We start from the raw sequence: 19,718 nt of genomic DNA, 5'->3' as shown, positions 1-19,718 counted from the left end.
TTACTTATCTTTTTTGCCATTGTGAAGTTCGGTTACGAAGTGCTTTCGTTCCCCATTCATATACAACTCTCACTACAATATTTGTAACAACAATAAGTACACTCATTGCAGCTGCTGGCGCTACATTTCCTGCATCATCCATATTTACGATTGATACGGCAGCTAGTTTAAAATCAGCTGCATATAGGAACACAACTGCCGATACAGTTACCATTGAATTTACGAAGTAGTACATTACCATTTCTAAAATTGCTGGTAAACACATTGGTACTGTTACTCGGAAGAATGTTTTATAAAACGGAATACCCATCGACTGCGAAACAAGCTCAAACTCTCGGTCTAATTTCTTTAAGGCAGTCGTTGCCGTGACAAATGTTACAGAATAAAAATGAATGATATTTACTAGTACTAATACAGCGATTGTTCCGTATAAAGAATGAAACGGATTCGTTACTGATAGTCCAAGAATTTGAATCGTTGGTTGACTAAAGAAAAAGACATATCCTAATCCGAGTACTAAACCTGGTATCGCTAACGGCACTATAGAGAAAAAGTAACCTGTTTTTCTAAAAAATTGTAGCTGGTCTATTTTCTCAATTGCATATGCGAATACAAATGTTAAGATCGCCCCAATAACTGCTGTAACTGCTGAAACAATTACGCTATTTTTAAATGCTTCAAGTCCATCTCCTGTTAAACTGGAAAAATTAAAATGCTCAAATGTAAAACTCATATTATATGGCCATACTTTCACACTTGCAGCAATACCAACTGCAACAAATAATAGAATGATCATAAGGGTAATCACACTACAATATATGAATGAGATTACATCTCTTTTCTTATTAGCTATTATTCTGTATGGTACTGCTTTTGAAGATAAGAAATTCGCCTGCTTTCTTTGCGTAATACGATCAACTACAAATGCGAATATAGCTGGGATTAATAAAATCATTCCGACAGTTGCACCCATCGGCATATTTTGCTGTCCAATTACTTGTTTGTATACGTCAGTAGCAAGCACATTATATTGCCCACCAACAATTTTTGGTGCCCCAAAATCAGTAAAACTAAGTGTAAACACAACAAACATTGCACTAATTAATCCGTACTTTACACTAGGTAAAGTAACCGTGAAAAATTGCTTTGTTTTACTGGCTCCTAACATATTAGAAGCTTCATATAAACGATAATCAGATCCTTGAAAGGCAATTAGCAATATGAGAAAGGCTTGCGGAAATGTATACATAACTTCAGCTATTACAATTCCTATTGGTCCATATAAAGGGATTTGTATACCTTCAAATAAACCAAACATTCCTTTCGTTACTAGCCCTTGATTACCAAATAAATATGTAAGTGCTATACCGTGCATCATCGTTGGTGCAAACAATGGTAATAACGCTACATACTGAAATACGCGCTTTCCAAAAACATTCGTACGGGCAATTGCATATGCGTAAACGAATGCGATTGCAACTGAAATCATTGTTGTTGCGCCCGAAATCCATACTGTATTTTGTAAAGACTGAACTAAAGTTGGTGTTGTGAAATATTTACTGAAATTCGCTAAACCAATGAAAACTCCATCTTTATTATAAAAAGCTTGTGTAAATAGTTGTAATAGCGGTAATACAAGTATGATAAGGAAGGAAAGAATCATACCGATAATTACGAGCCTTTGGATCCATTCCTCTTTCCCTATACTTCTCTTAATCTTTTTTTTCGTACTTTCTACCTTATAGTTTTCTAACATCTCCATCTATACAATGACCTTCTTTCCATATGACAACATATGATTTTCTGAGAAAGAGATTTGAATCGGCTTTCCTTTTCTAATAGCCGTTGCTTCTACTTCTGATGCTAATATATCCACTACAATTTTCTCATTATAAAGGTGTGTGTTTTCTTCTACGACTCGTACTTCCGTCCGATATACAGATCCGCGAAATTCCATACTTTCCACAACTGTTTTAATACCGTCCTTTTGTACAATTGTTACATGTTCAGGACGAATTGCATGTTCTTCGTTATTTTTCGAAAAGAAATTAATAGAACCAATAAAATCTGCCACAAACGGATTGGCTGGTCTTTGATAAATCTCCTCTGGTGTTCCAATCTGCATAATTTCCGCATGATTCATTACAACAATTTTATCAGCCATCGTTAATGCCTCTTCTTGATCATGCGTTACCATAATCGTCGTTATTCCTATTTTCTCTTGCAAATCACGCATTTCCCTACGTAATTTTTCACGCACTTTTGCATCTAAAGCTGATAACGGCTCATCGAGTAACAAAATATCTGGAGACAGAGCGAGCGCACGTGCAAGTGCTACTCGCTGCTGTTGTCCACCAGACATTTGAGCAGGATATTTATCTTTTACATTCAGCAAATCTACAAGTTTTAACGCATCTAGCGCTTTCTCTTTCACTTCTGCTTTCCCATATTTTTTTGTCTTTAAGCCGTATTCAATATTTTCAAGTGCTGTTAAATTCGGAAATAAAGCATACGATTGGAAAACCATTCCGAAGTTTCTCTTCCCAGGAGGCAATGCTGTAATATCTTTTCCATTCACAGCTATACTGCCAGTCGTTGGTTCCTCTAGTCCCGCTAAAATGCGAAGCAACGTCGTTTTCCCACAGCCACTCGGGCCTAATAAACAAACAAACTCATTTTTGTTCACAGTAAAAGAAATATCTTTTAACGCTGTAAATGCATCAAACTGTTTTTGAATGTGTTGAATTGATAAATATTCGCTCATTTTTCTCTCTCCCACTCACTTACTTTTTCGGTTCTGCTTTTTGGCCAAACTCTTTTTCCCATTTTTCTAAAATTTTGTCACGATTTTCTGCTGCCCATTTAAAGTCATTCTTTTTATATAATTTTTCAGTAACATCTTTCGGGAATCCCTCTGGAAGTTTATAATCATTTTTAATTGTCGCAAATCCATTTTTCTCAAAGTATAACTTCATTACATCATCAGTAATTGCCCAATCTAAAAATGCTTGTGCTAATTTATCATTTTTCGCATTATCTTTCTTAATAAGTGCGTTCGCTTCTACTTCCCACCCTAATCCTTCTTTCGGCAGTACAACTTCAACTGGTGCACCTTTTTGTTTCTCTTTTAAAGCACTATAAACCATTGATACACCGACTGGATATTCACCTGCTCCTGCTAATTTCGCTGGTTTTGATCCTGAATGCGTATAACTTGCCATATTATCATGAAGTTTCTTCATGTAATCCCAGCCTTTATCTTCACCCATGATTTGTAGCCATGCAGAAACTGTTAAAAATCCTGTTCCAGATGACGCTGGATGTGGCATAACAAGTGTTCCTTTATACTCTGGTTTCGTTAAATCTTCATATGATTCTGGCATCGGTAAATTTTTCTTCTTTAACTCTTCTTTATTTACAGCAATCCCCGTCATAAATGCAGTATTTCCTACCCATTTTTCAGGTTGCTTATCATCTTTAAATTGTGGAAGAACACGATCTGCTCCTTTTGGAGAGTATCCTTTTAACATATCTTTTTTATCTAAAGCTAATAGACTTGATGCCGCAGTTCCCCATACAACATCTGCTTGTGTATTTTTCCCTTCAGCTAGCAATTTCGCAGTAATAACTCCTGTTGAATCACGTACAATGTTCAATTTCACATCAGGATATTTCTTTTTAAAGGAATCAAGATAAATTGGTACAAGCTCTTCTTCAATTGCTGTGTAAACAGTTAATGATCCAGATAATTTGTCATCTTTCACTTTCGCTCCAGCACTTTCTTCCTTCTTTGCACCACACCCCATTAATAACGAAAATACCATTCCAGTCGCTACAGCTTTAAAGATTGTTTTTTTCACTGTTTCTCTCTCCTTTTACAAATCTTATGTACAACTCAAATATAAACAACTAGTGTAAAAGCAGTATTAAACCAACATTAATCTTTTGTTTGTTGTTTGTTTTTGTGTAATACGTTGCTACTTCTATGTTTTTTCGCATTTTTCTGCTAATAGAAAACACTAAATTTACAAATAATTAAAAAAACCTTTATAATCCCACAAAAAAATGAGGCGTTTGTAAAAAACGCCTCATTTTTGTTTCCCTTTTTTTGAATTACGATTAGCATACTTTGCGCTATTTTCTCCTTCATACTCTAATGCAAATTCTGCATCTGGTAAGCTTTCTTTCGGAGTTTTATTATTATTGATTGCCGCATTTTGTTTCACTTTTCTTTTTACCAATACATTCACCTGCTCTCAAGAAATCACTTTCTACTCTAGTTTGAAACAACTTAAAATAATTATTACTGGCAAGTGTTAACAAGTACATAAGGGGCGTTAGATGGAAATACTACATATGAAGAAATCATTATAAAAAGGAGCGATAATTTTGAAGAAAAAAGAAAAGATTCAATCACCAATTTTAGACGAAACGCTCCCGCATCAAATGAATTTTCCATCTTTTAAAGGAACAGGAAAAACGATGCAACAACCTTTTGTGAATCAATATAATGTTGTAATTGGAGACAGTAAATATAATTCCGAGAACAGTCCGCTTAACAATTGGAGTGATGAAGTAGATCCTGCCATTATGGCTGGCGATGAGTGGATCCATCCGACAAATGATATTGGGTGGATTTCAGAAGAAAATCAAGAGTTACTAAAAAACGAAGTGGATAATAAAAATGAAGCTTTTATGCATCCACAATTTGGTATTAACGACTAAAAAACCATTCTACCTAACGTAGGTAGAATGGTTTCATACTATCCAATAATAATCCGCTCTTTCGGGTATTTATAGCGAGGTGGTTGTTCCCTTCCACCACTAGCTAAAATAAATGTTAAAATACCAACGCGTCCGATAAACATAAGCACAATGAGTACAAGTTTCCCAACAGTTGTTAAATCAGGCGTAACACCTGTTGATAGTCCCGTCGTTCCGAAAGCAGAACAAACTTCAACAATTAAGCTCATAAGCGGTACATTTTCCGTAATAGATAAAATGAATAGCGCAGTAGCACATAACAAAATCCCCATCGTCATAACGACAGATGCTTTTAGTACATCCTCTTCATGTAGCTGACGTTTGAAGACTCTAACTGTTCTACCGCCCCTTGCAAAGGTGTATAGTGACAATATACTAACAGCAAATGTAGTTGTACGTATTCCGCCCCCAACCGAACTTGGAGATGCCCCTATAAACATTAATATACTCATAAATAAAAGCGTCGGTTGTGACAATTCACGTATATCCATCGTAGCAAGTCCACCACTTCGCGTCGTCACAGATTGGAATAATGTATAAAATACCGTTTCATGCCATGACTTTCCTACTAAAAAGTGATTTCTCTCCAGTAAAAAAATCATAATTGTACCAACAACAACGAGTGCAAAAAATGTTGTTGTCGTCAATTTTGTAAATAATGAAAAACGAAATAATTGTTGTCCTCTTTTACTAAGGAATTGCTTCACTTCCATTAGCACAGGGAAACCAATCGCCCCTAAAATAATTAGTAACATATGAATCATTTGAACAATATAATCTTTTTTATACGGAATTAACGATTGTCCTGTTAAATCAAATCCACCGTTCGTAGTCGCACTAACTGCTGCAAAGAAACCGTGAAAATAAGCTTCTTGCCAAGTCGGAAAGTAAAGTAAAAATCTTGTACCTAATAGGATTGCTCCAATAAGTTCTATCGAAATAATTACAATTAAAATAGAACGCATCAATTCTACAAGACCCGATAAATTTCCTTGATTATGGTCTGCCATAATTAATCTTCTTCTTTGCAAACCAATCTTTTTCCCCGTAATGATCCAAACAAATGTACCAAGCGCCATAATTCCTAAGCCGCCTAATTGTAAAATAAGGGCTAAAACAATAATTCCTGCTGTAGTAAACGTATCTGAAATCGTAATAACAGACAGCCCCGTAACACTTACCGCACTAACCGATGTAAAAAGGGCATCTATAAATGTCCATTTCACACCAGGTTTCGTAACAAACGGTAAACTAAGCAAGATTACCGATACAACTACTGCTAATAAATAAAATAAAACAATGAGTTGTACTGGACGTAATTTTTGTAAAAACTTTTTTATATCTCTCATTCCATCACTTCGCTACCTTTTTTCTATCGATTAAATAAAGAAAAATCTTCCCTTTCTTTATTTGTAAATAACTGTTCAAATAATTTGGCAAAGACCATTCCATATACAGTTCCATTACCTCCATACGGCAATGCGTAAAACAAATTATGTATCTTTTCGTCTTCTTTTAAAATGGGGAGACCATCATGAGTACCACCAAATGCGGCTGCCCAATAGTAGTCTGCCTGTATATTTTTATACTGCGGGAACATCTCTTTTACAATATTAATAAGGATATCACGCTTATGCAATAATTTCGTATCACCGATTGTTTGAATTTGCATCGCTTCATCTAATCCGCCTACAATAATGCGGTTTCGATACGTTCGAAAATATAAGTAAGGCCGTTCCGTTTCCCAAATTAACGATCGCTCATGCCAGCCTTCAAACTGATCTATTTCATTTGTTACAATTGCATAAGAAGTTTCTACTGTTGTATTTTTTTCTTTCTTTCCAAAAAGCGCTTCATAACCTGTCGCCATAATAATATTCTTTGCTACAATTTGATTTCCTGTTTTCGTGTAACAAATTAAATCATTTTGGCGTTTTTTTATATGTATTGCCTCTGTATGTTCATATATATTAGCTCCTATTTGGTTTGCTTTATGCAAAAAACTATGCGCTAATAAATACGGATTCACCTCAGCATCACCTTGCGTATATAACGCTGCTTGTTTTGCAAAAGAATAACGTTTCTTAATATCAGCTTCTGTAAAATATTCAACTGGAAATCCATAATTCTGTAACGTATTATATTCCTCTTGTAAAAATGAGACATCCTCACTTTTACTTGCATAATATAAACTATTTCGCGGAATAAAATGGGGATCAATATCAAGAGTCGGTATAACCTCTTCCATTGTTCTTAGCGCTTCATAACAAAGCTTATATGCTCGTACCCCTTTTTCTTTACCAAATGTATGGATAAGGGAGGTTAACGATTTATCATGAAGGAATTGTAGTAAACCTGTATTAGCAGCTGTGCTACCACACCCAATTGCTCTTTTTTCAATAAGCGTAACACTCATGCCAATTTTCGCTAACGAATGCGCTATATGAGCACCAGCTTCGCCGCTTCCGACTACGAGCACATCACATATCATATCATTTTCTAACAGTGGATAACAAGGTACAGAAACTCCTTTATTCCAAAACAACTTACCATTCATAAGTTTCATAATTATACTCCTAAAATATAAGTTTCTCCTTTCTATGTTTTGTTATTTTCCATAAAAAAATCCAACTAACATAGGCTAGTTGGATTTTTTATTTTTAATTAGAACGCTCTTCAAGCCAATTTCCAATCGTCGGATATGTTTGTTTTACAGCTGTTCCACCGTAAACGATAGACATATGCCCTGTCGGTAAACATACATATTGTTTATCTGTGCTAGAAATATGGTCTAGTAATGCTTCTACTTGACATGGCAAAGCAATATGATCACGTTTCCCGGAAATATTTAAGACATTCGCCTTAATATTTGCAAGGTCTACCTTTTGTCCGCGAATAACGAGTTCACCCTTAACCAGTTTATTATTTTGATAAAAATCACGAATCCACTGTCTGTATGATTCACCTGGGAACGGAATACCATCACCAACCCACTTTTGAACCAATCTCCAGCTTTCGACGAAGCGCTCATTCTCTGAACGATCTACTAAAGCAACATATGGACCGACAAAGTTCGTAATTGGTTTTAACATTTTGTTTCCGAAATCAATCATTTCTGGCGGAATATTTCCAAATGTATCAACCGCTTTATCTAAATTGAAGTATTTCTCATCTAACAAAGGACCATACAATCCTGTTTCAGAGAAATCAAAAGGACTTGTCATGAAAATTAAATTACGAATTGGCATGTGCGGATGAAGTGCTGCATAAATAGAAGTTAGCGTTCCACCCATGCAATAACCAAGTAAAGAAATCTCGTCCGATTTTGCAGTTCGCATTACTTTTTTTACTGCTTTTGCAATATAATCAAACACGAAATCATCAAATTTCAAATGACTATCTTCTAAACCAAATGTGCCCCAATCAAGCATATACACATCAAAACCACGATCCACTAGATATTCCACTAAACTATTTCCAGGAGTTAAATCCATAATATATGGTTTATTGATAAGAGCATATATTAACAGAATTGGAACTCTTTGTGTTTTTTCTTGTTTTGGAATGTAGCGATAAAGCTTCGTCTTATTCTTCGTCCAAATAACCTCTTTCGGCGTTAATCCTACTTGCGGCTCTGGTTCACGTAATAAAATTTCACTCGCCCTTTTCACTCGGCGGTATGCTTTTCGGTACTCTTCTGGGTATAGCTCTAATTGCTTTTCCCATTCTGTTGCGAATGTAGTCATTTTTTTATCTCCTTTTTGGTCGATTTCCTTCTTAAAAAAAGAAGTGCATTCCTGCTATGGATATGCACTTTTTTCTTACTTCATTACATATATAATCCGCCGTTAATGTTTAATTGCTGACCTGTGATATACGCACCGTCACGGCATAGGTATACTACACCTTTTGCAATTTCATCAGCTTGACCAAAACGTTTTTTCGGGATTTTTGCAACGATTTTTTGACGTACTTCTTCTGGCACTTCTGCTACCATTTCAGTATCAATAAATCCTGGGCAAATTGCATTTACAGTGACATTTGTTTTTGCAAGTTCTAACGCTAATGATTTTGTAAATCCTAACATACCCGCTTTTGCTGCTGAGTAGTTTGTTTGGCCAAATCCACCTGCTTGACCAATAATAGAAGAAATGCTAATAATTCTTCCTTCTTCCGCTTCCGTTATGTATGGAAGAACCGCGCTTGTCGTATTAAATACGCTACTTAAATTCACGTCAATTACGCGCTCCCAATCTTCACGATTTAACTTTTTGAATGTACGATCTCTTGTAATACCAGCATTATTAACAAGAATATCAACTTTACCAAAATGATTCACAGCTTCTTCTACAAGTCGGTTTGCATCTTCTACTTTAGAAACATCCGCTTGCACTGCATAAACGTCATGTCCGTCTTTTCCTAGTTCATTTACTAAGTTTTCAGCTGCTTCTTTACTGCTATTATAGTTAATAACAACTTTAGCGCCCTCTTGTGCTAACGCTACTGTAATTGCTTTTCCAATCCCTTTTGCTCCACCTGTTACGATTGCTACTTTTCCATTTAATTGAACCATTTCTTTTCCCCCTTAAATGAATTTGTGAACGATTGTTATGAATCATTTTGGTACTCATACTGTAGAGTCCCTATATAATTATGTTTCGCCGTTTACATGTGAAAAGAGATTCTCCCTCTCTCTTTTGCCTGTTATAAACAAGCGCTTTTATCATTTTTTATTTTCCGGCTTATTCGCAGGCTTTATCTCTTCTTTTACAGGTACTTGTAGTTTAGCTAGTACTGCATTTTGCTTTTCTAGCAATTCTAAAATTTGATCTACTTTTGTTTCAAGCGTACGAATATCTTGTTTCACTTTTGTCACATCACGCTTTAATGTAGGAGCTTGTCCTAAAGAATCTACTTTCTCCTCTAGAAACTCCTCAATGTTATCTACTTTATTTTCTAAGTTAATAACAAGCGTAGCCACTCTTGCGATATCCTCTTTCGTCGGCACATTTACTTGTTCTAAATAGTTTTTTGTCGTATCATTTAATGCTTTTTGATAAAACAAATTCAAATCTAGAACGCTGCCCATCCAAGCAGAATATTCTTCTGTTTTAATTGTTTCATTGAGCGCTTTTCCCCAAAATGTTTCGGTTTGTTCATAAGCATTTTTCCATGCTTGTAGTGGATCGAATTTTTGATCAATCACTTTACCTACACTCCCTTTTTCTTTTTTGAAACAATTCAACCTATTCACTATTTTCTAATATTCTGAATAAAACTTCAAGTCTATATTTTATTTTTTTCTATTTTCTAACAAATGTGTTGACTTTAAAAACAGATAGGTGTAAATTGCACTTATAAGCAAAAAATTCCATCTAACTGATTCATGAGGTGATGCACAATCATGCTACAAAATGAACCAGAACAACGCGAAAGTTTGGAGAACAACCAAGCGAAACAACCAAACTCCATGCCAAAAAACTTCTTAGTTCCCTTCTTACTTCTCTGTCTAAAAGACTGGAGTCTTCATGGTTACAAACTTATTCAAATGCTAATGGATATCGGCTTTTCTTCTGTTGACCAAGGTAATGTTTATAGAACACTACGCAAATTAGAAAAAGAAAACCTTATTTCTTCTACTTGGGATACAAGCGATGGAGGGCCGGCAAAAAGAATTTATTCTTTAACTGAATATGGAGAGCAATATTTAACAACATGTGCGACTTCTTTTGAACATTATCAAAATATGTTGCGGACGTTTTTCACGTTATACACCAATGCATTCTTTCCATTTTCTACTTCTCCAGAAAAGGATGAAAAGGATTCTTCATCTTCACCTGGTGGTACAGCAGAGTAATCTGCGTTCACAATATGTAAAAAAACATTTGGGGGTCAAACAATGGAAACTAAACCATACGAATTAGTCGATGCATTTTGGAAAAACTGGTCTCAATCACTTTCCCTTTTTTCTTCAGCTGGGAAACAATTAGAGCAACTTACTTTAGAAACATTAAAACAACAACAAGACGCTTTGCATAAATTAACATCAGGAGTAGATGAACTAGAAAAAGAACTACAACAAATCACTGCTCAGTTCAATAACCAATATACAGATTACGTGAAACAATTAACTGGTAACTCCTTAAATGATCAAATTAACGAGTGGCAAGACAAGTGGAAAGAACTTTCTGCTCATATGCAGCAGCTTACTGTTTCTCCTACAAAAACATCTTTGTCAATTCTTACACAAACAAGCGGTCAATTTGAAGAAACAACAAAACAATTTATTGAGCAACAACAATTACAACGTGAAGAGGCTCAAAAACAGTTAGAGGGTTTTTTGGAAGAGTTCAAGTCAAAACAGTTGGAACTCGCAAAAAAGTTCGAGGAAAACTCAAAAAATCTATTTACTTCCATCAAGTAAGAAAAATGTGGGAGCTAACTGCAGCACAAACAAAACTCTTTCTTCCTCCTACTACATCAAGATGGCTAACATTTTTCGATATGGAAAAGAAGGAGGACAAAATGAATCCATTTCAAGAAGCACAAACTGTTCCGGAGCTTCGTTATGATGAGATTCAAGTCGGTGATCAAGCATCCCTTACAAAAACAATTACAGATGAAGATGTTATCAATTTTGCAAAATTGACTGGAGATGTGAATCCTATTCACATTTTAGATTCTTTTGCAAAAACGACAATGTTTAAAGAACGTATTGCTCACGGTATGCTCGTTTCGAGTTTTATTTCTACCATCCTTGGAACGAAACTCCCAGGCAAAAATACGATTTATTTATCCCAAAATGTTTCATTCCGTGCCCCTGTCAAAATCGGTGATACACTTCGCGTTGTGGCAGAGGTTATTAAGAAGCGTGACGATAAAAAAATCATTACGTTGCAAACAAACATATATAATCAATCAGATGATATTGTCGTGGAAGGAACAGCGACAATACTAAAAAAAGAGTAGCAAAGTTGCTACTCTTTTTTTCTATCCAAGAACTTCTAATCGCACCGATTACTTCCGCGTATGAGTATGTCATTTCCACATAAAATAACGTTACCAGTTTAGATAAGAACTTAGCTGAACTGGACTACTCATAAGGATGTGTATCAACATGGTAAAAACAAACAAATTATTAGTTCCAGGTGCAGAACAAGCGCTTGAACAATTTAAATATGAAATTGCACAAGAATTTGGTGTAAGCTTAGGTTCTAATACAGCATCTCGTTCTAACGGTTCAGTTGGCGGTGAAGTAACAAAACGTCTTGTTGCTTTAGCTCAACAACAATTACGTGGATAATTATATAACATATGGCTTAGAGGCAGATATTATCTGCCTCTTTCTATTTTCAACATACATAATAGTGCTTTTTCACATACTAATCAAAGCAAAACGAAAGGAGCAATATGTGACATGAAACGGATTAATATTAGCATGAGCCCTCCCCGCGTTCTTACTTTATCTTTTATTGTATTATCAGTTGTCGGCACATGCTTATTAAAACTGCCAATTGCTACGACAACGTCCATTTCATGGCTCGATGCCTTATTTACAACCGTTTCCGCTTGTACTGTTACTGGGCTTGGTGTTGTGGATACTGGAAAAGTGTTTACTTTATTTGGACAATGTGTCATTTTAACGCTTATACAAGTTGGCGGGCTTGGCATTATGAGCTTTGCGGTCTTAATTGCTATTATGCTCGGAAGAAAAATCGGTCTTCAAAACCGTATTTTATTACAACAAGCATTAAATCAAACGAATATCGGCGGCGTTATCCGTCTTGCCAAAGCATTATTTTTATTCTCTTTTACAGTCGAATGTATCGCTATTTTAATTCTTTCTTTTGAATGGGTACCCAAATATGGGGTTACCAAAGGGATCTATTATAGTTTTTTCCATTCAATCTCAGCCTTTAACAATGCTGGTTTTTCTGTGTGGAGCGATAATTTAATGTCCCATTCTCATAGCATTCTTGTCAATTTCGTCATTTCCTCTCTCATCATTTTAGGTGGAATTGGTTTTACAGTAATTGTAGACATAAAAAGAAAGAAAAACTTTAAAAACCTTACACTACATTCAAAACTTATGCTCACTTCTACTCTAATCGTCAACATTATTGCTACCCTTTTTATTTTTATATTCGAGTTCCATAACTCCCTTTCTATGAGAGGTTTTACCCCATTTGAAGAAGGAATGGCCTCTTATTTTCAAGCAATTTCAACACGAACTGCCGGGTTTAATACTGTTGATATTTCTACATTGTCAAAACCTTCCCTCCTATTAATGATGCTCCTTATGTTTATTGGTGCTGGTAGTGCTTCAACGGGTGGTGGGATTAAGTTAACAACATTTTTAATCATATTTTTTGGCGTATTTAAATTTTTACAAGAACAAGAGGATATTGTCGTATTTAAAAAATCCATTAAAGATACTCTCATTGTCAAATCATTAACCATTACTATTATTTCCATTTCATTTATCTTTTTTGCTATTTTAATTTTGAGTATTACTGAGCGAGTTCCTCTATTGATGAGTGCTTTCGAAGTATTTTCAGCATTCGGGACTGTTGGCCTCAGTATGAACTTAACACCCCACTTAACTATAATCGGAAAAGCTATTATTATCTTTATGATGTTTTTTGGGAAAATGGGGCCTTTAACATTGGCTTTTTCATTTGCTCGTAAAAAGAACCGGAAAATAAAATATCCTAATGAAGATATTTTAACAGGTTGACAACCGTATCAATTATCCATATAATGAGAATACAATAACATATCTCCAAAGGGGAGTAGCGTCCAAGAATATTTCTTGGAAACAAAGTCGTCATTACGTAGAACTTAGTTCTTCCGGCTTTGTTGGCATTTTTATTACATATGTCTAGCAAGACCTTTGCCTATTAACGGCAGAGGTCTTTTTTGTATTCATTTCCAAATTCTTCCAAAGTTAATAGGCAGGAGTATGGGGAAACTAAATAGTGGGGAAATTCTTCACTTATTTAGAACTTATAGAGATGAGAGGAGAATGTACATGGATGTATCATTATTATTGGAGTATGGTTGGGTATTACTCATCCTAATTGCACTTGAAGGGATTTTAGCGGCTGATAACGCTCTTGTTCTTGCAATTATGGTAAAACATTTACCAGAAGAAAAACGAAAGAAAGCACTATTTTACGGATTAGCGGGGGCATTTGTTTTCCGATTTGGATCGTTATTTATGATTTCATTCTTAGTCGATGTATGGCAAGTGCAAGCAATCGGTGCCATCTACCTTATGTTTATCGCTGGTAATCACTTATTTAAAACATATGTTAAAAAGAATACAGATGAAGAAACAGAAGAAAAAGAAGCAAAGAAAAAACAAGAGAACTTCTGGTGGACTGTATTTAAAGTTGAAGTTGCTGATATCGCCTTCGCAGTTGATTCAATTTTAGCTGCGGTTGCACTAGCAATGACTTTACCAAAAACAGGATTAGGTACAATTGGTAGTCTAGATACTGGGCAATTCGTTGTTATCTTTGTAGGTGGACTTATCGGATTAATCATTATGCGATTTGCAGCAACTGCATTCGTGCAAATCTTAAAACGTAAACCAGGACTTGAAACTGCAGCATTCTTAATTGTAGGTTGGGTTGGTGTGAAGCTAGCAGTTTATACATTAGCACACCCTGCATTAAATGTAATTCCACATTCATTCCCAGAATCCACTCCGTGGAAGCTTACATTCTGGATTGTATTAGTCGGAATCGCAGTTGGTGGTTGGTTCTTCTCAAAAGAAGTAGAAGTAAAAGTAGAAAAGAATTTAGACGAAAAAGCGCTGTAATTACAGCGCTTTTTCTTTTTCCTTTCTTCCTCTCAATGTCCAGAAAAAATTCCATTATACTACCTTTTGTAAACGTTTTCTTAACGTATGTATGTCCTTTTTGTGAAACATTGCACAAACTTATTGAAAGTGAGAACAATTCCATGTACTTTATTCATATAAGGAGTATTTATAGAAGATTTACTAAAGGAGCGTATTACTCATGCTAGAACAAGGACTAGATTATGTTGTCAAACTGGCTAAAAGCAAAAAGAAAATGCTAGATACAAACCCAATGCAATATTTTATTCGTGCTGCACTTGCGGGTATTTATATCGGTTTTATTATTGTACTATGTTTTAAATTAGGTAACTTTTTTCACATTGCAGATTCACCAGCAACTTATTTAGCTGCTTCTATGTTTTTCGGGATTGCTCTCGTACTTATTATATATGGCGGTGCTGAATTGTTTACTGGAAACACAATGTACTTTACTGTAGCAACTTTAAGAAAAGAAACAACGATTTCTGATACACTTCGTAACTGGGTTGCTTGTTATGCAGGTAACTTAGCCGGCGCGTTATTCTTTGCCTTACTATTTTACGCAACTGGAATTTTTGAAGCAATTGATCACGGTCACCTAATGAATAAAGTCGTTGAAGGAAAGATGAACACACCTACAATGCAGTTATTCTTTAAAGCCATTTTATGTAACTGGCTCGTATGTCTTGCTTGCTTCTTACCATCTCAGGTTAAAGGCGACACGGCAAAAATAATGGTCATGATGCTACTTGTTTTCACATTCTTCTTATCTGGTTACGAACATAGTATTGCAAACTTGTCACTCTTTGCTTTATCTTTAGTTTCACCACATCCTGAGACAATTTCTTTTTCAGGTGCTATTCATAACTTAATTCCTGTTACAATCGGTAACATTATTGGCGGATCAGTATTTGTCGGTATGGTATACCACTACTTAACAAAAAAAACACCTGAAGTTCAACAGGAAGAAACTGAAATCGCAGCAGCTCAACAAGAAGAGATTATTCCTTTACAAGCACATATGAAACATTAAAAACTCCAAAGTTTTACTTTGGAGTTTTTAGCTTCCCACGTATTTAACAACAAGGTGAGGATTAATTTCTCCTTCTTCCTTTTCCTTATCCATTCTCTGTTTCATCTTGTGCATACCGATGACATCATTCGTATGAAGGTGAATTTCATTTACATATAACCCCTCTGTACAAAAAGCTTCTACAAAATCCAGTCCATTTTTTGCTCCCCACCCCATATTAAAATCAAGGGAAAGAATATTCACATCATAATCCCGAACCATTTGCAAAGCACATTCTACTGTAGTTGCGGGCACATACCCGAACGGGCAACTTCTTTGATCATCCATATATACGTTCATTTTCTATTCCCTCTCTAATTTGAATATGCGGCCAATACATAACATATTGCCCCAAGACTAATAAAAGGACCAAATGGAATTGGTTTTCGTACTTCTATACGTTTTAATACGATACCCACCCCAAAGAAACAAAGACTGAAACAAGATGCTAAAAATAAAATGATAAAAACGCCTTTCACTCCTACTATAAACCCAAGTAACGAAAGTAGTTTTATATCACCTCCGCCAAGCCCTTCTGGATATATCTTTTGCATGCAATATAACAAAATGAATATAACACCACTACCAACTATACTATCTGTCCAAGTAACTAATTGTACAAAAACACTTTCAAGAATGAGTAAAATGGCAAACGAAATTAAAATACAATCAGGAATTAACATATATAAGTAATCTGTAACTGAAATAATAAGAAGTAGCGAAAAAAGGGATAAAATGATAATAAGCTCTCGTTCTATTCCAATCATATACACGGTAAGAAGAAATATACTTCCTGTTATACATTCAAATGCTACATACATAATTGGAATTTTCCTCTTACAATTCGTACAACAGCCTCTTTGTATATAAAATGAAATGATGGGGATTAGTTCTTTTGGCCTTAGCACATATTTGCAATAATAACAATGTGAACGCGGGGTAATAATAGACGCACCTAATGGAACCCTCATCGCAACTAGCATAAAAAAAGAACCAAACACCATCCCTGCTAACAGTGCATATAAATAAGTGAACATCCCTTCCTCTCCTTTCCCAAAAAACATAGCAAAAAAAGGAGAGAACTTCTACTTCATATTATCCTTTATTCTACTAAAAAGCAGGCCATTTTCTGGCCTGCTTTCCCCTCTTTTATACGATGAAATATACTGCTTTTAATGGTCCATGTACTCCGACAACAAGATTCATCTCAATGTCAGCCGAGTTACTTGGCCCTGTAATAAAGTTAATACAAGATGCCGCTGTCTCCCCATTTTCTACGCGTAAGTTCATATCCTGAACTGCTTGTGTAATACGAGGCACAAGTGTTTCACGTGGAATAATAGCAAAATATACAGTCGGTAAAAAGTGTAAAGAACGTCCTTGCCCTTTATGACTTTGTACAACAATTGTACCAGATTCAGCTAATGTATAATCACTAAATGCAATACCAATATTCGCTTTTTCAGCTAAACGCATATTTTCGTCTTTTCTCTCTGGATCCCATACGTTTACTTCAACGTCTCGCTTTGGAAGTTCTTCTTTAAATAAAGATGTTAAACCATATGCATCAAAACGCTCATCTGCTGATAATAAAATAGGTCCACCGCCGTTTTCCATGATTACTTTTTGAAGGTCTTCACCTAATCGGTCATTTGTCGTTTCTACTACAGTTGTATGAATGTTTGTACATTGCTTTTTAAACACTTCTAGTAATTCTTCTTGTGAACAATCTTTTAACGTTTCTATATTCACATTACTTTTCCATACTGGTCGCTCTACACCTTCTGTTTTACGCGCGCGCCCAAGTTCTTTTGCAATGTTATCTAGAAAGGCATCACGGTTTTGAATTAATCCTGTCATTATTTATCCCCGCCTTTCTTATGATCTTTATACCAATCACGGAATCGCTCTTTACTTGGAGCTGGGAATTCCCGAATATCCGTCCAGTTTTTAAGTGGTCCAACACCTTTTGATACACGATTACCAGATGTAAATGGACTCATTGCCGCTGGTGCCATTTTTGACCCCATTTTATATAAAGCAGCTGAAGAAGCACCCATACTAAACATTTTCATCGCTAGTTTTTCTGCAAGTGGTGCACGACCTTCTTGCTCAACAATAACTTGACGATGTTTTAATAATAAATCATGCAATGGAATTTTTACTGGACAAGCTTCTGTACATGCTCCGCATAAACTAGATGCATAAGGAAGCTCTTTGTAATCATCATATCCACCTAGAAGCGGTGTTAATACCGCACCGATTGGTCCTGAGTAAATCGATCCATATGAATGTCCACCAACGTGACGATATACAGGACATACATTAACACAAGCAGCGCAACGAATACATTGTAATACTGAACGGAATTCAGATCCCAGAATTTGAGAGCGACCATTATCAACAACAACTAAATGGAATTCTTCAGGTCCATCAACTTCCTCTTCTTGAATTGGTCCTGCTACCGTTACATAACTTGTTAATTTTTGACCTACTGCACTACGACATAGTAAACCAACTAAAACATCTAATTCTTCCATTGTCGGAACCATACGTTCCATACCCATTACCGCAATTTGTGTTTTCGGAATTGACATAACAAGATCTGCATTACCTTCATTCGTTACTAGACAAAGAGAGCCAGTATTTGCAACAGCAAAATTACAACCAGTTACACCAATTTCTGCATCCATAAATTTCTCACGAAGTTGTTTACGAACAAACTTTGTCATTTCATACGGGTCATCAGAATTTTCATAGCCTAGCTTTTCTTTAAATACATCGCGAATTTGCGTTCTATTTTTATGAAGTGCAGGTGCAATAATATGTGAAGGTGGATCGTTATCTACTTGCAAGATATACTCTCCTAAGTCACTCTCTAACACTTCACAGCCAATCTCTTCAAGCGCATGATTCATACTGATTTCTTCTGTTACCATCGACTTTGATTTTACTACTTTTTTCGCTTGTTTCTTTTTGGCAACGTCTTGAATATACTTTGCTGCTTCCTCTTTCGTCTTCGCAAAGTACACGTGTCCGCCTCTTTTTGATACATTTTCACTTAACTGCATTAAATAATAATCAAGATTTTCTAACGTATGTTGACGAATTTGTTCACCTAGTTCTCGCCACTCTTCCCAGTTTCCTAATTCATCTGCGGCTTTTAAGCGATTCGTATATAAACGCGTTTGTGCAGAAGAAACTGCTCCGCGCATAAACGAATCTTGAATTCCATCACCAACGCGATCATTAAATTTTTTCTCACTGATTTTCATAGACATAGCTTATGTTCCCCCTTCATGAGCGACTATTCAGTACCTCAGCAATATGCATTACTTTTACTTCTTTTCCTAAACGCTCAATACGTCCGCCAATGTTTAACAAACACCCACAATCTGCACCGATTAAATAATCTGCACCTGTTTCCATTACACTATCTACTTTTTCGTCTACCATTTGCTCAGAAATTGGAGTCATCTTAACTGAAAACGTTCCCCCAAACCCGCAACAATTTTGCACGTTTGGTAAATCTCTCACAGTTAATCCTTTTACATTTGATAATAAAATTCCTGGTGCTTCTTTTATTCCGAGCATACGTGTCATATGACATGATTTATGAATAGTAGCTATCCCTGGTAAACTTGCACCAACATCTGTAACTTTTAAAACATCTACAATAAACTGTGTAAATTCATAGGTTTTATCAGCAACTTTTTGTGCACGTTTAGCCCACTTTGGATCATCTTTGAAAACATGCGGATACTCATGAAACATTGTCGCACACGAACCAGATGGCGTAACGATATATTCTGCATCTTCGAAAGTTTCAATCATATGTTTCATCGCTTCTTTTGCTGCTTCTACATGGCCACTATTATAAGCAGGCTGGCCACAACAAACTTGTGCTTCTGGAAATTCAATTTCACAACCTAAACGCTCCAACACTTCAACTGTTGCTTTGCCGACATTTGTTTCGAACATATCGACTAAACAAGTAACAAATAAAGTAACTTTCATAACTATTACTCCCCCTTT

The 19,718-nt window shown here is 35.7% G+C and carries 22 protein-coding genes and 1 riboswitch; of the genes, 8 read left to right on the top strand and 14 right to left on the bottom strand.

Annotated elements, in window-relative coordinates; translation table 11 throughout:
• Positions 1–4: 4 nt before the first annotated feature.
• The 4 genes from MHH27_RS07090 to MHH27_RS07075 all read right to left on the bottom strand — a co-directional run bounded on the left by MHH27_RS07090 (position 5) and on the right by MHH27_RS07075 (position 4,250).
• On the bottom strand, positions 5–1,762 hold the full coding sequence (locus tag MHH27_RS07090) for a putative 2-aminoethylphosphonate ABC transporter permease subunit (protein WP_000425531.1): 1,758 nt from the start codon (positions 1,760–1,762) through the stop codon (positions 5–7).
• Entirely contained in the window at positions 1,763–2,764 is a 1,002-nt protein-coding gene (locus MHH27_RS07085; RefSeq protein ID WP_000006196.1) for a putative 2-aminoethylphosphonate ABC transporter ATP-binding protein, read from the bottom strand.
• Positions 2,765–2,783: 19 nt separating this feature from the next.
• Positions 2,784–3,860 carry a putative 2-aminoethylphosphonate ABC transporter substrate-binding protein gene (locus MHH27_RS07080; protein WP_000750893.1) on the bottom strand — a complete coding sequence of 359 codons (1,077 nt, stop codon included), beginning with the start codon at positions 3,858–3,860 and terminating at the stop codon, positions 2,784–2,786.
• Between the two features lie 228 nt (positions 3,861–4,088).
• Positions 4,089–4,250, bottom strand: coding sequence for a hypothetical protein (locus MHH27_RS07075; protein ID WP_001997002.1), 162 nt, complete (start codon positions 4,248–4,250; stop codon positions 4,089–4,091).
• 139 nt (positions 4,251–4,389) lie between these two features.
• Here MHH27_RS07075 and MHH27_RS07070 point away from each other — a divergent pair, with 139 nt between their 5' ends.
• Entirely contained in the window at positions 4,390–4,725 is a 336-nt protein-coding gene (locus tag MHH27_RS07070) for a DUF3905 domain-containing protein (protein WP_000726028.1), read from the top strand.
• Positions 4,726–4,763: 38 nt separating this feature from the next.
• On the opposite strand, the gene MHH27_RS07065 is transcribed toward MHH27_RS07070, so the two are convergent.
• From MHH27_RS07065 to phaR, 5 genes are all read right to left on the bottom strand, one after another.
• On the bottom strand, positions 4,764–6,113 hold the full coding sequence (locus MHH27_RS07065) for a TrkH family potassium uptake protein (protein WP_001204706.1): 1,350 nt from the start codon (positions 6,111–6,113) through the stop codon (positions 4,764–4,766).
• A 23-nt stretch (positions 6,114–6,136) separates the two neighbouring features.
• A complete protein-coding gene (locus tag MHH27_RS07060) occupies positions 6,137–7,330 on the bottom strand; it encodes an NAD(P)/FAD-dependent oxidoreductase (protein WP_340942060.1) in 1,194 nt (397 codons plus the stop codon).
• Positions 7,331–7,424: 94 nt separating this feature from the next.
• Complete coding sequence (gene phaC, locus MHH27_RS07055) at positions 7,425–8,510, bottom strand: class III poly(R)-hydroxyalkanoic acid synthase subunit PhaC (RefSeq protein WP_000206336.1); 1,086 nt, start codon at positions 8,508–8,510, stop codon at positions 7,425–7,427.
• Positions 8,511–8,593: 83 nt separating this feature from the next.
• On the bottom strand, positions 8,594–9,337 hold the full coding sequence (locus MHH27_RS07050; protein WP_000250407.1) for an acetoacetyl-CoA reductase: 744 nt from the start codon (positions 9,335–9,337) through the stop codon (positions 8,594–8,596).
• A gap of 150 nt (positions 9,338–9,487) precedes the next feature.
• On the bottom strand, positions 9,488–9,970 hold the full coding sequence (phaR, locus tag MHH27_RS07045) for a polyhydroxyalkanoic acid synthase subunit PhaR (RefSeq protein WP_000566941.1): 483 nt from the start codon (positions 9,968–9,970) through the stop codon (positions 9,488–9,490).
• A 198-nt stretch (positions 9,971–10,168) separates the two neighbouring features.
• On the opposite strand from phaR, the gene phaQ reads away from it, so the two are divergent.
• The 7 genes from phaQ (at position 10,169) to MHH27_RS07010 (ending at position 15,644) form a co-directional block, all read left to right on the top strand.
• Complete coding sequence (phaQ, locus tag MHH27_RS07040) at positions 10,169–10,621, top strand: poly-beta-hydroxybutyrate-responsive repressor (RefSeq protein WP_000939954.1); 453 nt, start codon at positions 10,169–10,171, stop codon at positions 10,619–10,621.
• A gap of 42 nt (positions 10,622–10,663) precedes the next feature.
• Positions 10,664–11,188 (top strand): polyhydroxyalkanoic acid inclusion protein PhaP, encoded by a 525-nt coding sequence (gene phaP, locus MHH27_RS07035; protein ID WP_000448592.1) that lies wholly within the window; start codon positions 10,664–10,666, stop codon positions 11,186–11,188.
• 101 nt (positions 11,189–11,289) lie between these two features.
• Positions 11,290–11,733, top strand: a complete 444-nt coding sequence (locus MHH27_RS07030) for a MaoC family dehydratase (RefSeq protein ID WP_001067916.1) — start codon at positions 11,290–11,292, stop codon at positions 11,731–11,733.
• A gap of 148 nt (positions 11,734–11,881) precedes the next feature.
• A complete protein-coding gene (locus tag MHH27_RS07025) occupies positions 11,882–12,067 on the top strand; it encodes an alpha/beta-type small acid-soluble spore protein (protein WP_000241212.1) in 186 nt (61 codons plus the stop codon).
• Positions 12,068–12,181: 114 nt separating this feature from the next.
• Positions 12,182–13,501 carry a TrkH family potassium uptake protein gene (locus MHH27_RS07020; protein ID WP_340942056.1) on the top strand — a complete coding sequence of 440 codons (1,320 nt, stop codon included), beginning with the start codon at positions 12,182–12,184 and terminating at the stop codon, positions 13,499–13,501.
• Positions 13,502–13,539: 38 nt separating this feature from the next.
• A riboswitch (yybP-ykoY riboswitch) is annotated at positions 13,540–13,705 on the top strand.
• 90 nt (positions 13,706–13,795) lie between these two features.
• Positions 13,796–14,590, top strand: a complete 795-nt coding sequence (locus MHH27_RS07015) for a TerC family protein (protein ID WP_000383326.1) — start codon at positions 13,796–13,798, stop codon at positions 14,588–14,590.
• A 202-nt stretch (positions 14,591–14,792) separates the two neighbouring features.
• Positions 14,793–15,644, top strand: coding sequence for a formate/nitrite transporter family protein (locus MHH27_RS07010; protein ID WP_000893034.1), 852 nt, complete (start codon positions 14,793–14,795; stop codon positions 15,642–15,644).
• 27 nt (positions 15,645–15,671) lie between these two features.
• On the opposite strand, the gene MHH27_RS07005 is transcribed toward MHH27_RS07010, so the two are convergent.
• From MHH27_RS07005 to MHH27_RS06985, 5 genes are all read right to left on the bottom strand, one after another.
• Complete coding sequence (locus MHH27_RS07005) at positions 15,672–15,983, bottom strand: cyclic-phosphate processing receiver domain-containing protein (RefSeq protein WP_258131800.1); 312 nt, start codon at positions 15,981–15,983, stop codon at positions 15,672–15,674.
• Positions 15,984–15,997: 14 nt separating this feature from the next.
• The gene (locus MHH27_RS07000) at positions 15,998–16,720 is read right to left on the bottom strand and encodes a prepilin peptidase (protein WP_090975878.1); all 723 of its coding nucleotides are present in this window, start codon (positions 16,718–16,720) and stop codon (positions 15,998–16,000) included.
• A 112-nt stretch (positions 16,721–16,832) separates the two neighbouring features.
• Positions 16,833–17,543 carry a LutC/YkgG family protein gene (locus tag MHH27_RS06995; protein ID WP_000147182.1) on the bottom strand — a complete coding sequence of 237 codons (711 nt, stop codon included), beginning with the start codon at positions 17,541–17,543 and terminating at the stop codon, positions 16,833–16,835.
• Positions 17,543–18,964, bottom strand: coding sequence for a LutB/LldF family L-lactate oxidation iron-sulfur protein (locus MHH27_RS06990; RefSeq protein WP_000061930.1), 1,422 nt, complete (start codon positions 18,962–18,964; stop codon positions 17,543–17,545). The genes MHH27_RS06995 and MHH27_RS06990 overlap by 1 nt, the downstream gene beginning before the upstream one ends.
• A gap of 16 nt (positions 18,965–18,980) precedes the next feature.
• The gene (locus MHH27_RS06985) at positions 18,981–19,700 is read right to left on the bottom strand and encodes a (Fe-S)-binding protein (RefSeq protein WP_000869147.1); all 720 of its coding nucleotides are present in this window, start codon (positions 19,698–19,700) and stop codon (positions 18,981–18,983) included.
• Positions 19,701–19,718 lie beyond the last annotated feature (18 nt).

The organism is Bacillus sp. FSL L8-0152, assembly GCF_038006365.1.
GTDB lineage: Bacteria > Bacillota > Bacilli > Bacillales > Bacillaceae_G > Bacillus_A > Bacillus_A cereus.
Note: the sequence above shows the minus strand (reverse complement) of the source record. Positions and strands in the feature narration are given on the sequence as shown.

Excerpts from the sequence above, each read along its gene's own strand:
- phaP (WP_000448592.1), top strand. The coding sequence starts at position 10,664 with ATGGAAACTAAACCATACGAATTAGTCGATGCATTTTGGAAAAACTGG.
- MHH27_RS07060 (WP_340942060.1), bottom strand. The coding sequence starts at position 7,330 with ATGAAACTTATGAATGGTAAGTTGTTTTGGAATAAAGGAGTTTCTGTA.
- MHH27_RS07065 (WP_001204706.1), bottom strand. The coding sequence starts at position 6,113 with ATGAGAGATATAAAAAAGTTTTTACAAAAATTACGTCCAGTACAACTC.
- MHH27_RS07000 (WP_090975878.1), bottom strand. The coding sequence starts at position 16,720 with ATGTTCACTTATTTATATGCACTGTTAGCAGGGATGGTGTTTGGTTCT.
- phaQ (WP_000939954.1), top strand. The coding sequence starts at position 10,169 with ATGCTACAAAATGAACCAGAACAACGCGAAAGTTTGGAGAACAACCAA.
- phaC (WP_000206336.1), bottom strand. The coding sequence starts at position 8,510 with ATGACTACATTCGCAACAGAATGGGAAAAGCAATTAGAGCTATACCCA.
- MHH27_RS07010 (WP_000893034.1), top strand. The coding sequence starts at position 14,793 with ATGCTAGAACAAGGACTAGATTATGTTGTCAAACTGGCTAAAAGCAAA.
- MHH27_RS06990 (WP_000061930.1), bottom strand. The coding sequence starts at position 18,964 with ATGTCTATGAAAATCAGTGAGAAAAAATTTAATGATCGCGTTGGTGAT.
- MHH27_RS07090 (WP_000425531.1), bottom strand. The coding sequence starts at position 1,762 with ATGGAGATGTTAGAAAACTATAAGGTAGAAAGTACGAAAAAAAAGATT.
- MHH27_RS06985 (WP_000869147.1), bottom strand. The coding sequence starts at position 19,700 with ATGAAAGTTACTTTATTTGTTACTTGTTTAGTCGATATGTTCGAAACA.
- MHH27_RS07015 (WP_000383326.1), top strand. The coding sequence starts at position 13,796 with ATGGATGTATCATTATTATTGGAGTATGGTTGGGTATTACTCATCCTA.
- MHH27_RS06995 (WP_000147182.1), bottom strand. The coding sequence starts at position 17,543 with ATGACAGGATTAATTCAAAACCGTGATGCCTTTCTAGATAACATTGCA.
- MHH27_RS07050 (WP_000250407.1), bottom strand. The coding sequence starts at position 9,337 with ATGGTTCAATTAAATGGAAAAGTAGCAATCGTAACAGGTGGAGCAAAA.
- MHH27_RS07025 (WP_000241212.1), top strand. The coding sequence starts at position 11,882 with ATGGTAAAAACAAACAAATTATTAGTTCCAGGTGCAGAACAAGCGCTT.
- MHH27_RS07005 (WP_258131800.1), bottom strand. The coding sequence starts at position 15,983 with ATGAACGTATATATGGATGATCAAAGAAGTTGCCCGTTCGGGTATGTG.
- MHH27_RS07030 (WP_001067916.1), top strand. The coding sequence starts at position 11,290 with ATGAATCCATTTCAAGAAGCACAAACTGTTCCGGAGCTTCGTTATGAT.
- MHH27_RS07085 (WP_000006196.1), bottom strand. The coding sequence starts at position 2,764 with ATGAGCGAATATTTATCAATTCAACACATTCAAAAACAGTTTGATGCA.
- MHH27_RS07020 (WP_340942056.1), top strand. The coding sequence starts at position 12,182 with ATGAAACGGATTAATATTAGCATGAGCCCTCCCCGCGTTCTTACTTTA.